This window comes from Candidatus Nitrosotenuis uzonensis, from assembly GCF_000723185.1.
Taxonomy (GTDB): Archaea; Thermoproteota; Nitrososphaeria; order Nitrososphaerales; family Nitrosopumilaceae; genus Nitrosotenuis; species Nitrosotenuis uzonensis.
The window spans coordinates 232,944-244,501 of the sequence record NZ_CBTY010000011.1; the positions used below are offsets into that span (position 1 = coordinate 232,944).

The following is an 11,558-nucleotide window of genomic DNA, read 5'->3' on the forward strand; positions in this document are numbered from 1 at the left end:
ATGGTAGCAAAAGGCAGAATTGTTTGGGTTAGCGGGCCAGCAGTAAAGGCAGACGGAATGTCTGAAGCAAAAATGTACGAGACTGTTTCTGTTGGTGATGCAAAGCTCATCGGAGAAGTAATTCGTCTCACAGGGGATGTGGCATTCATACAAGTTTACGAATCAACAAGCGGACTAAAACCGGGCGAGCCGGTGGTAGGTACTGGAAACCCGCTAAGCGTTTTGCTTGGACCTGGAATCATCGGCCAAATATATGACGGAATCCAAAGACCGCTAAAGGATCTTGCTGACAAGTCTGGTTCATTCATAGGGAGAGGAATTACCACAACTCCTGTCGATCTTACTAAAAAATACAAATTCACGCCCTCAGTAAAGGTTGGAGATCAGGTAGGACCTGGAAGCATAATTGGTATTGTAAAAGAGACAGACCTTATTGATCACAGCATAATGGTTCCACCGGATCATCCTGGCGGAAAGATAACAAAAATAGTAAGCGAGGGAGATTATGACCTAGAGACAGAAATAGCAACAACTTCTGAGAGTAAGACTCCTCTGAAAATGTACCACTACTGGCCAGTAAGAAAACCAAGGCCGTACAAAAGCAGGTATGATCCGACAGTACCGCTTCTAACAGGTCAGAGAGTAATTGATACATTCTTCCCAATTGCAAAGGGCGGAACTGGTTCAATACCTGGCGCATTCGGAACTGGAAAAACCGTAACACTACACCAGATTGCAAAATGGGCAGACTCTCAAGTCGTAGTATACATAGGATGTGGAGAGAGAGGAAACGAAATGACCGAAGTGCTAGTTGAATTTCCACACCTAAAAGACCCAAGAACAGGAAAGCCACTCATGGATAGAACAGTGCTTGTCGCAAACACATCAAACATGCCAGTTGCTGCAAGGGAGGCAAGCATCTACACTGGGGTTACAATTGCAGAATACTATAGAGATATGGGTAAAGACGTGGTTCTTGTCGCAGATTCTACAAGCAGATGGGCAGAAGCGCTCAGAGAAATGAGCGGAAGATTGGAAGAGATGCCAGCAGAAGAAGGCTATCCATCATATCTTGCGTCAAGACTTGCGGAATTCTACGAGCGGGCAGGACGAGTTCGTGCAGAGGGATCACCTGACAGAGATGGTTCTGTAACACTTATCGGTGCAGTGTCTCCTTCAGGTGGTGACTTTACTGAGCCTGTGACAACACACACAATGAGATTCATCAAAACGTTCTGGGCGCTTGATGCCAAGCTTGCCTATTCAAGACACTACCCGTCAATCAATTGGATGAATAGCTATTCTGGCTATCTTGCTGATATTGGAAAATGGTGGGGTGATAATGTGAGCAAAAACTGGTTTGAGCTAAGGCAAGAGGCTTACGGAATATTGCAAAGGGAAGATACGCTAAAAGAAATTGTAAGGCTGCTAGGTCCAGAAGCGCTACCAGATGAGGAAAAACTCATACTTGAAGTGGCAAGAATGATCAAGATAGGCATCCTACAGCAAAACTCTTTCGATGATGTTGATACATACTGCAGCCCGCAAAAACAGTTCAAACTACTGACACTGCTAGTTGACTTTTACAAGAGAGGACAAAATGCACTAAAGGAGGGAGCCTCACTTGCAGACATCAGAGCAATGTCTGTGATTGCGACCTTGCTGAAAGCAAGAATGGAAGTAAAAGAGGATGAGCTGGCAAAGCTTGACTCGATTTCAAACACACTTGACGCTGAATTCAAAAAGATCTCGGGAGTAAAAGTTACGGCATGAGCACTCAAGGAGGAGTTCAGTACAGCAAAATAGCGGAAATTAAAGGACCTCTAGTAGTAGTTGACGGAGTAGAATCAGTTGCATTTGACGAACTAGTTGAAATCCAAACCTCAGAGGGAAAGCGACTTGGCAAGGTACTTGAAGTAGGAAACGGAAAAGCGATAGTCCAAGTCTTTGAGGGAACAACGGGACTTTCAGTATCGGGAACAAGTGCAAAATTTGTAGGCAAAGTCATGGAGATGCCTGTTTCAGAACAGGTGCTAGGAAGAGTCTTTGACGGCCTTGGCAGACCTATTGATGGCCTACCAGATCCAATAGCGGAAAAATTCCTAGACATCAACGGCGCACCAATGAATCCTGAACAGAGGGAATATCCAAGAGATTTCATTCAAACAGGTGTTTCAGTAATTGATGGCATGCTGACGCTTGTAAGAGGACAAAAACTCCCAATATTTTCTGGCTCTGGAATGTCTCATAACATCTTGGCAGCACAAGTAGCAAGACAAGCAGCTGTAGTCGGAACCTCAGACGAGTTTGCTGTAGTGTTTGCGGCGATCGGCGTGCAGTATTCTGAGGCAGAATACTTTAGAAGAAGTCTTGAAGAATCAGGCGCACTAAAGCGAAGCGTACTATTTTTGAACCTTGCAGACGATCCTGCAATCGAAAGAATCATCACACCTAGAGTAGCATTAACCGTTGCAGAATACCTTGCGTACGATCTTGGAATTCACGTGCTAGTAATCCTAACTGATATGACAAACTATGCAGAGGCTCTAAGAGAGATCAGTGCTGCAAGAGAAGAAGTACCTGGAAGAAAAGGATATCCTGGATATCTTTACACCGACCTTTCAACCATCTACGAGCGGGCAGGAAGATTACGAGGCAAAAAAGGTAGCGTAACACAGATGCCAATTCTTACAATGCCATCTGATGATATCACACACCCAATTCCGGACCTTACAGGCTACATCACAGAAGGACAAATAGTACTGGGACGAGATCTTTTCAGACAAGGCGTATATCCGCCAGTAAACATCTTGATGAGCCTCTCAAGAATCATGAAAGATGGAATCGGGGAAGGCAGAACAAGGGCAGACCACCAAGAAATATCAAATCAAAACTATGATGCTTATTCCAGAGCGCAAGAAGTACGCGCATTGGCTGGAATTGTAGGCAAGGCAGGACTTACTGGCGTTGATCTCAAATACCTTGAGGTAGGAGATGCATTTGAAAAAGAGTTTCTAACACAGGGTGTTGACGAGAACAGAACTATTGAAGAAACACTTTCCTTACAATGGAAGGTAGTCTCACTGTTGCCAAAGAACGAATTAACCAAAGTTAAAGACAAATTCATCGATCAATATTACAAGGAAAGATAACTAATGTCGTTTGGACAGAATGTTGCGGCAACAAAAATCGAGCTGCTCAAGTACAAACGTTCAAGCCAAGTTGCAACAATGGTTCAAAAAATCCTGGACGACAAACGCAAAGTTTTACTAAAAAACATAGAAGAGATGATTACCGAGGCAAATAAGGCTAGGGGCGGAATATGGGAACCGCTGCAAGACATATACAAGTCAGTAAATGATGCGTACCTTTCCCTTGGCACATCTACTGTTGACTCTACTGCTCAGTCTACTCCGGCGGTGATGGAGGTGGATACCAAAGTCAAACGCATCGTGGACGTCTCAATCCCAACCCTTAATGTAACTGAAAAAGACACAAAATCAATGCCTTACGGATTTGCAGATACTAACTCCTCAATAGATAGGGCTGCAAAACAGATCAAGGTCGCACTGCCAAAAATATGCAAGGCGGCAGAGTACGAAAACTCTATCTTTGCTCTCGCAAAAGCGCTAGAAAAGACACAAAAGTTACTAAACGCGCTGGAAAATGTAATAATTCCGCAGTACAAACTTAGAATAAAATTCATCTTGGCAACACTTGAAGAAAGGGAACGCGAAGAATTCGCAAGGTTAAAAAAAGTAAAGGCAGTGATGGAGAAGAAGAAGTAATGGCAAAAGAAGACATACAGAAACTCATTGAAGATGCAAATACCGCATTAGAAGCCGAATACGAAAATCAGATAAACACAATAAAATCGGAAATCAGATCTTTCAAAGCTAAAACGGTGGACAAGATTTCCAAAAATACACCATGATTTAAATAAAGGAGATTTTGGAGCGTAATTGAAAATGAAACCTTTCGCATTATTGCTTTTGGCAGCAGCCCTGTCTGTTACAGCTATGACAGGATTTGCCTTTGCAGCTGAGGAAGGTGTTGCAGCAGGAGGAGATTCCGGCTCACTGAAAATACTGGGAGCAGGTCTTGCCTTTGGTCTTGCAGCATTTGGCGCAGGTATCGGCTTGGGTTATGTAGGCTCAGCAGGTCTTGCCGTAATCAGTGAAAATCCGGCATTGCAGTCAAAAGTATTCATCTTCGTAGGCATGGTCGAGTCAATCGCAATCTACGGAATAGTCATGATGTTCATTATCTTGGGACAGTAAATCCCAACGCGTTTTTGAATTTTTTAAAAAATATTTTTCAGTAATATTTCAACTGATTTACATCCAGTATTCTGGTGCAGTATTTGCACTTGAGAACTAGACCATTTTTGTCAATAACATCCATTATTGACTCGATATACTCGTTACTGTTGGTTATACAGTCTGGATTAGAGCACCTGAAGATCTTTTCTATTTTATTTGGAAGAGATACACGCCGTTTTTCTACCAGCTTGTAGTCTTTTATGATGTTAATAGTGGCTTTTGGGGATATTATGGCAAGCTTGTTAGTGTCATGATCTGCCAGATACTTGTTTTCCACCTTTATGATGTCTTTTTTGTTGAATTTTCCGCTTGGAACGTTAAGAGCTATCGTGATGACATTCCCATCCTTTCCATCAATGCCAAGTGCTTCAAGCACTCTTAACCCCTTGCCTCCCTCAATATGGTCTATAACAGTACCGTCCTTTATCCTCCTGACAATGAGGTTTGATTCCTGCATCAGAATACTTTGTATACTAACCCGTATATATGATTGAAAGATTGAACGACTTTTACGACCAAGACATAATATCGGTTAAGGATTTTGACAAATCCAAGTTTGAAAAGGTGTTCTCGGCTACTGACAAAATAATGAAAATGGACCCCAACGAGAGGCGTGAACTTGGAAGGGGAAAGACGTTAGGTTACCTTTTCTTTGAGCCTAGCACTAGGACGCGTCTTAGCTTCCAGGCAGCCATGGCACTTATCGGTGGCTCGTCGCTTGGAATCGCAGACGTCTCTTCTTCCTCCACAAAAAAGGGAGAAAGTCTTGCAGATACAGTGCGAATGATGTCAATATACTCTGACGTGGTTGCATTAAGACATCCACTAGATGGCTCAAGCAGATTTGCAGCTGAAATATCGCAAAAGCCTGTGCTCAATGCAGGAAGCGGGACAGAGGAGCATCCAACACAAGCAATACAAGATCTTTACACGATAAAAAAGGAAAAAAACAAAATCGATGGATTGAAGATTGGAATAATTGGAGATCTAAAGTACGGCAGAACTGTGTACTCATTACTCTACGCACTTTCAAACTATGATGTGGATGTCCGCCTCATATCTCCGGAATCGTTGAAAATACGAGCAGATTCAATATATGAAATCCAGAAAAAACTCTCACTTAAAGAATCAACCAATCTGGATGAGTTCATTGACGAGCTTGACGTAGTATATGTAACTAGGATTCAAAAAGAAAGATTTCCTGACGAAGAAGAATATCAGAAAGTGCGTGGCAGCTATAAGATAGGGCTTGATATTGTAAGTAAGATGAAGGACAACTCCATAATACTACATCCTCTGCCAAGAATAGATGAGATATCTGCCGAAGTGGATTCGACAAAACAGGCGCGATATTTTGCCCAGGCAGAATACGGTAAATTCACAAGAGCTGCATTACTTGCACTCGTGCTGAACGAACACGATCTGTAGTTTATTTCTCGCAAACTGTTTGTGCTGCTTCATTACCGTTGTACAAGTCCACAATTGCAGCTACATTACACTCGGTAATGTATGGAATCGTCATGTCTATTGTAGGCGCCATCAGATCCTCAGGTGCGGTAGAATGTCCAAGTCCTAACGCATGACCGAATTCATGTCTGACTATTGTAGCAAGCTGCTCGTCTGTAAGATTTGAAATGTCGTATATGGTGATAAATGACTTTAGTATCTCGTTATCCTCAGTTATTGACTTGGTGTATCCTGTATATCCATCAGAATCCCTCACATTAGATAATGTTATGATGATGTCGCCTTCTCCACCCGGCGTGCTTATAAAGTTGAAATTGCTTGGCAGGTTGTACTTGGTTTGCGTTTGCACGCTTTTGAGTGCCCCAGCCCATCCTACGTAGTATGTGGACTGTGAACCTTTTGATCCCTTATGAACAAGATAGTCATCAAACTGAACTGTTCTCTCAGACGAAATGGCATCGCGTATGATCCGTAGTTGGTGATCTGTAACACGAGGAGATTTTAGGATGTTCACATTGAGTGTGTTATCAACAAGCCTCCATGATTTCCAAGTGTCTATGGTGTCCCCGCGGAGGTTTTCAGTTAGATACCTTGTTTTTAGTATTGGTGAGGAAGCAGGAGATTTATCTACAACATCAAATATTCCTGAAAAAACAATTAACAAAAAAACTGCAGGCAACACAGCCAATTCTGCTACAAGCAGACTTTTTGAGCGATATTTCTTGATCTCCTTTTGCACTTTTGAAATTTCTTTGACTAGCTCTGATTGGTGTTCTCTGAGTTCATTAATTGATGTGCCTTTTATGTTGTCAAATTCATTCCAGTCTGAGCGCTTTTTGTCATTTCGCTCTAATTGTTTTATCTGCTCTGTTGTATGTCCAAGTTCTCTTTTCATCATTTCCAAGTGATCTCTTAGGCGATTGATTGATTTTGTATCTGCCATTTAGATCCCCTTACACATAAGCTCAACAATGTCTTCCGGTGTGATGATCTGATCCTGCGTCATAACATACGGATATCGGAGACTGAGCATGACTTTACAAATTTCTGCAAGCGAGAGCTTCTCGGAAATTAATGTGGGAGTAATCGTCTTCAGTGTACTTGCACTCAGATCAAAGATCTTGTCGTTTTGTGGCGTATTAAGTTCCTTGATTTTTTCCAAAAGCACCTCATAACTGATGAATGCAATATCGTCTTTTAGCGCCAGTAATCCTATCGGTTCATTTTCAAGTCTTCGTATGACATCGTTAATTCTTTCATCACGATCAAATGTTCGTATTTTTCTTCCCGGTATGTCGCTTACAGTGATATCTGATCTACACAAAGAACCTACCTCCAAAATCTGCTTTATTGAGAACTGTGAAAAGTTAGCTTTATCATTCTCTATTACCGTAAAGAAATTCTTTGTCTTGTTCATGCGCTTTAATATCGAGGAAATGTTGACATTTCGTGAATCTATGTAAAAGTCAGGACTCATTATTTTGGAAACACTCTTCTCAAAGTATTTTGCTGTTGGATTTTTTTGCAATCCAGAAACTATCTGTTTTGCGTCAATCGTGCCTATTGGAAATCCGTCCTCTACAACCACCAGATTGTTGGTCGCATCAGATATTCTTGCAAGCATGGCTGCAGCAATCCATATGTTGTCATGGGTGGATATTGTAGAAATGGGGTTTGAGAGAATTGAGTATGGCAAAACCTCCTCAAACGAGCATATGTTAAGTGAAATATCCTCGCCATTTAGCAACGATTGGAAGATAAGCAATTTTTTTGGTTTAGATGAATCCTTGCTTAACAGTCTTCCTAAACTTCCAAATCTGCGATTAAATATCATTTGATCATCTCTCCTTGTTTTACTGAAATATCGTTTCAAAACAAATTTGATAATCAAATCGATGTTCGAACTGAACATACGATTTCCCTGTTTGTTTAATAAAACAAATCGTCAGACGTGCAAGAAATTTATTTTCTTATTTTTAGTTGTCCTTTCTTCTTTAGCATGAATCCGGAGGCAACGATTGCAACTGGAACTACTATCAAAACAGGATCGATACCAAGGATCTCAGGAGTCTGATATTGCTGTTCGATGTTTTCTTGTTGAACAAACAATTCTCCAGATTCTCTGTTAACGGCAACTGTCTTTGAAACCGTCGTGTCAGGATACCACTGACTTCCAACAGTTGCTTTTATGCTAATTGGTGAGTCCTGGGCTATGATGGCAGCCATGGCCTCTCCAGTCGAGCCTGTTTTTGAATCTGAAATCTGTACTATTCCTCCGCTTATGTCCCAACCCACATTCATGTCAGCGAGGGGTTTCCCATTAGCTGCTGCAGAAATTGTCACCATGAAAGATTCACTTGCATTAACAGACTGTGGACTGTTAATGGTTATTGTCGGCTTTAGGCTCACAACTTTGACCTTCTCTGTGAATAAAGGCAGTCCTTTTGCAAGTAATGACACATCAGTCTCTCCTGCGGATTTGGGGGCTGCATCAAACAAAGCGTAATACTTGCCTTTCTCTATAGTTATTTTTGATGGCATTTCTATTATTCCTTGGTCTTTTGTCACAATGCTAACATCAACATTGTCAGTTGCATATGTGGGCAGTCCAGCGGCATTGAGAAGTTGTATAGAGAAAACATCATTTGTGCCAACAAAGACTGTCTTGGCACGATCTAATCTGGCTGATGCAGGCTCTAATGACATGCTATCAACTGACAAGCTGGACTTGAAATCACCTATCTCAAAACTCAAACTAGTCGCACCTTTTTTCAACGAGCTTGCCTCAGCTACGACCAGTGTGTCCCTTGGTAACACTGTTTTCGGTTTGAGTGTAACATATTCGTTTGGTGATATGAAAATATTCTTGCTTTCCGGGAATGCGGTAATCTCATTACCATCTTTAAGATAAAATACAAACGGAAAATCAGTTCCTGACAAGACCTTTGAGATCAAGGGCTCTACTACTAATTGAAGCGAATCCTTGTTGGGACCGAATACATCCAGTGTGGTGAGATCGCCCCCTGCAACGACTGGCCTTAGCTTTAACTCAGTTGGTGCACTGTGACTTGTCTTGCCGAATACCAATGCCACCTGATCACCTCTTGTGATTATTGTATCCTTTATGGTAAGGGAGGAAGCATCGGATGAATCAATTCTTATCATAAGGTCTTTTTTTGCACCTATCGGGTTTCCAGATTCATCTTCAAGATATACTGCACCTATCAACTCATTATTTCCTGTGGTCAGGACAGGTATTGTTTCAAACTTTACCGTTTTATCATCCATAAACTGAAGATTCTTGGCTTCAATCTCCTCTGTTTCTACCGTGAGCGGATCCTGTGTTGATATTGATACATCGTATGTACCCTCGATACCTTTTGGAAGTGAGTATTGCGTGTATCCCCAATAGGATCCTTTCGGTATTGTAAAGTATCCTGTGTTCTTTTGCTTGTAGTTGTTACTATAGTTTGATGTTTCCGAATATGTAGAGTCAATAACTTTGTAATGAACCGTGATATCCTTTTGTGCAAGTACTGGGCGCCCACTGGAATCTTGTAACTGGGCTATGATGAATCCCTTTGAAGCGTCGTTGGTTGAAAGTATTTTTGGATAAGTATACATCTTGACTTTGATATCCTCATCCTTTTTTATGGTAATAGTAGCGCTTTGCGTCTCGATACCGTTTGATGTTGCATACATTATTGCGTTACCAGATTTTTTAACAAAGAATTTCGAGTAAGCATAATACTGTCCTTTTTTTATGATCAAACTTGAGTCTCCAAATTCTAATACATCCTTGTTTGCTGTGCTCAAAAGTATCGTAACGTCTTCCTTTGCAATCACAGGAAATCCGTCCTCATCTGCTAGCTCAACTGAAACATATCCTTCGTTTGAGCCGCTTGTTGTGAAAGTATTGGGTGTGACCTTTAGCAAAATCTTTGCAGCGTTATTCTTGTTACCATAAACTGTAACTGGAATCTCTTTTGAGGTAAAGCCGGGAGCTGCAAGGTATATCTTGGTGGTGCCTGCTTTGACTGCTTTTACTGATACCTCTGTGATAAACGAGCTAGTACTACTTACCTTTTCTATATGCAAAATAGTGGAATCAAGCGATGTTACTGTAAGATCTGTAACCTTTTTTGGCATTACCTGATCACCATCTGTAACAAAAACATGCATTATGCCATGGGAATTTTCAACCATTTTTGAGGGAAGAAATCTCACATCCAGTTCTTCAGCGTACGCTAAGCCTGTAGCTACGCTGATTGCCATGATGATGGCTAGGCTAATCCCAGTCTTCAAACATTCTTGTGGCTTGTAAAAATCATATAAGACGGTGTTTGGATGTTTTGAACAAATACTACGATATTAGAAAAAATTCCCCAAAATTTTACAATGTTATGGGTTCATCAAATGACGTTGCACTAAATCAGCTATACCTGGTCAATGGTGTAATTAGGAAGCTAATAGAAGATCAAGGAATAAACCTAGAGCTGAATCTAAATGAAAAGCCGGATCTTTCATTTGAAAAAAAATCAAAGATATTGAGCATGTTAAAGGTTCGGGAGAAAATAAATGAAAGACTCTCAAAACAACAGCAAAAACAATCATTTGATAAAACGCTTGAAACGCTTATTGGTAACTTTTATTCCCATGACAAAGAATATCAAAAGGCATTAGTCTGCTACGATAAGGCTCTTCGTTCAGATCCACACGAAATAAACGCCATTATTGGTAAGGGCGTTGTAACATCAAAGCTTGGCAAACACAAAGAGGCAATAGCACTGTTTGACAGGGCGCTCGAGATAGACCCGCAATATTTTGACGCTTTGCACTGCAAAGGTGATTCACTTACATTGTTATCAAAACATAGTGAAGCTCTTTCATGCTACGAACAGACACTGCAGATAGACCCGAACTATTTTGATGGTTTGTATAAAAAAGGCCAAGCACTTCTCAATCTACAGAATTACTCTGAAGCAATGGCTTGCTTTGATCGTGCGCTTGACATAGAAGCTGATCACGTACCAGCTATTGTTGGCAAAGGAATGGCAGCATCAAAGCTTGGCAAACACAAAGAGGCAATAGCACTGTTTGACAGGGCGCTCGAGGTAGACCCGCAATATTTTGACGCAATATACCACAAAGGTTTGGCACTTGTGGATACTGAAAGATATGATGAAGCCCTACTGTATTTTGATAGAACTCTTGAAACCGACCCTCACCATACAGATTCACTCTATTACAAAGGACTCTGCTTGACAAGTCAGCAAAAATACCAACTTGCCATCTCTTACTTTGAGAAAACGTTGGAATTTAATCCACAACACATCATGGCACTCTACTACAAAGCTTATTCACTGCAGAATCTTGGAAAAAGAACCGAAGCTCTTGAATGCTTTGACAAAGTACTTGAAATTGATTCTACATTCGAATACGCATTGCTAGATAAGGCAAGATTATTGCTATCTTTGAGTGAATACAAGCAGGCTATTGCAAGCTTTGAGCGGATTTTACAGAATAATCCTGCATCCATTGACTCACTATATGGCAAAGCAGTAGCGCTATCGCGCCTTGGAATGCATCATCAGGCGCTTTCCATTTATGATGAGATTCTAGAGATCACACCGAGGCATTTTGACGCAATATGCCACAAGGCAAGAACGCATCAAATACTGGGAAATCATAACACGGCATTAGAGTTCTTTGATAGAGCTTTGGGCATAAACCCAAAACACTCTGAATCAATCTTAAACAAGGCACACT

Annotated in this window: 11 protein-coding genes; 7 read left to right on the forward strand and 4 right to left on the reverse strand. The window is 41.2% G+C overall.

The features are described 5' to 3' along the window. The 5 genes from NITUZ_RS09525 to NITUZ_RS09540 are packed head-to-tail and all read left to right on the forward strand — an operon-like array spanning nucleotide 1 to nucleotide 4,280. Entirely contained in the window at nucleotides 1–1,773 is a 1,773-nt protein-coding gene (locus tag NITUZ_RS09525) for a V-type ATP synthase subunit A (RefSeq protein ID WP_048197354.1), read from the forward strand. Then, nucleotides 1,770–3,152, forward strand: a complete 1,383-nt coding sequence (locus tag NITUZ_RS09530; protein WP_048197355.1) for a V-type ATP synthase subunit B — start codon at nucleotides 1,770–1,772, stop codon at nucleotides 3,150–3,152. Before NITUZ_RS09525 ends, NITUZ_RS09530 begins: the two co-directional genes overlap by 4 nt. A gap of 3 nt (nucleotides 3,153–3,155) precedes the next feature. Then, nucleotides 3,156–3,788 (forward strand): V-type ATP synthase subunit D, encoded by a 633-nt coding sequence (locus NITUZ_RS09535; RefSeq protein ID WP_048197357.1) that lies wholly within the window; start codon nucleotides 3,156–3,158, stop codon nucleotides 3,786–3,788. Next, nucleotides 3,788–3,934, forward strand: coding sequence for a hypothetical protein (locus NITUZ_RS10075; RefSeq protein WP_155991585.1), 147 nt, complete (start codon nucleotides 3,788–3,790; stop codon nucleotides 3,932–3,934). Before NITUZ_RS09535 ends, NITUZ_RS10075 begins: the two co-directional genes overlap by 1 nt. 34 nt (nucleotides 3,935–3,968) lie before the next feature. Further along, nucleotides 3,969–4,280: an ATP synthase subunit C gene (locus NITUZ_RS09540; RefSeq protein WP_048197359.1), complete on the forward strand. Its 312-nt coding sequence runs from the start codon at nucleotides 3,969–3,971 to the stop codon at nucleotides 4,278–4,280. Nucleotides 4,281–4,317: 37 nt separating this feature from the next. Here the strand turns inward: NITUZ_RS09540 and pyrI are convergent, their stop codons facing one another. Then, the gene (pyrI, locus tag NITUZ_RS09545) at nucleotides 4,318–4,779 is read right to left on the reverse strand and encodes an aspartate carbamoyltransferase regulatory subunit (protein WP_048197360.1); all 462 of its coding nucleotides are present in this window, start codon (nucleotides 4,777–4,779) and stop codon (nucleotides 4,318–4,320) included. A 41-nt stretch (nucleotides 4,780–4,820) separates the two neighbouring features. Here pyrI and pyrB point away from each other — a divergent pair, with 41 nt between their 5' ends. Beyond that, entirely contained in the window at nucleotides 4,821–5,750 is a 930-nt protein-coding gene (gene pyrB, locus NITUZ_RS09550; protein WP_048197443.1) for an aspartate carbamoyltransferase, read from the forward strand. A 1-nt stretch (nucleotide 5,751) separates the two neighbouring features. On the opposite strand, the gene NITUZ_RS09555 is transcribed toward pyrB, so the two are convergent. The 3 genes from NITUZ_RS09555 to NITUZ_RS09565 form a co-directional block, all read right to left on the reverse strand. Further along, nucleotides 5,752–6,732: a matrixin family metalloprotease gene (locus tag NITUZ_RS09555; RefSeq protein WP_052370163.1), complete on the reverse strand. Its 981-nt coding sequence runs from the start codon at nucleotides 6,730–6,732 to the stop codon at nucleotides 5,752–5,754. Further along, nucleotides 6,733–7,623, reverse strand: coding sequence for a hypothetical protein (locus tag NITUZ_RS09560; RefSeq protein WP_155991587.1), 891 nt, complete (start codon nucleotides 7,621–7,623; stop codon nucleotides 6,733–6,735). It abuts the gene before it with no gap. Between the two features lie 128 nt (nucleotides 7,624–7,751). Continuing rightward, the gene (locus NITUZ_RS09565; protein WP_177309499.1) at nucleotides 7,752–10,064 is read right to left on the reverse strand and encodes a hypothetical protein; all 2,313 of its coding nucleotides are present in this window, start codon (nucleotides 10,062–10,064) and stop codon (nucleotides 7,752–7,754) included. 77 nt (nucleotides 10,065–10,141) lie between these two features. Between NITUZ_RS09565 and NITUZ_RS09570 the strand changes: the two genes are divergently transcribed. Continuing rightward, on the forward strand, nucleotides 10,142–11,558 hold a 1,417-nt coding region (locus tag NITUZ_RS09570; protein ID WP_155991589.1), incomplete at its 3' end, for a tetratricopeptide repeat protein.

Coding starts and splice junctions, on each gene's coding strand:
- NITUZ_RS09525 (WP_048197354.1), top strand. CDS start 1: ATGGTAGCAAAAGGCAGAATTGTTTGGGTTAGCGGGCCAGCAGTAAAG.
- NITUZ_RS09530 (WP_048197355.1), top strand. CDS start 1,770: ATGAGCACTCAAGGAGGAGTTCAGTACAGCAAAATAGCGGAAATTAAA.
- NITUZ_RS09535 (WP_048197357.1), top strand. CDS start 3,156: ATGTCGTTTGGACAGAATGTTGCGGCAACAAAAATCGAGCTGCTCAAG.
- NITUZ_RS10075 (WP_155991585.1), top strand. CDS start 3,788: ATGGCAAAAGAAGACATACAGAAACTCATTGAAGATGCAAATACCGCA.
- NITUZ_RS09540 (WP_048197359.1), top strand. CDS start 3,969: ATGAAACCTTTCGCATTATTGCTTTTGGCAGCAGCCCTGTCTGTTACA.
- pyrI (WP_048197360.1), bottom strand. CDS start 4,779: ATGCAGGAATCAAACCTCATTGTCAGGAGGATAAAGGACGGTACTGTT.
- NITUZ_RS09555 (WP_052370163.1), bottom strand. CDS start 6,732: ATGGCAGATACAAAATCAATCAATCGCCTAAGAGATCACTTGGAAATG.
- NITUZ_RS09560 (WP_155991587.1), bottom strand. CDS start 7,623: ATGATATTTAATCGCAGATTTGGAAGTTTAGGAAGACTGTTAAGCAAG.
- NITUZ_RS09565 (WP_177309499.1), bottom strand. CDS start 10,064: ATGGCAATCAGCGTAGCTACAGGCTTAGCGTACGCTGAAGAACTGGAT.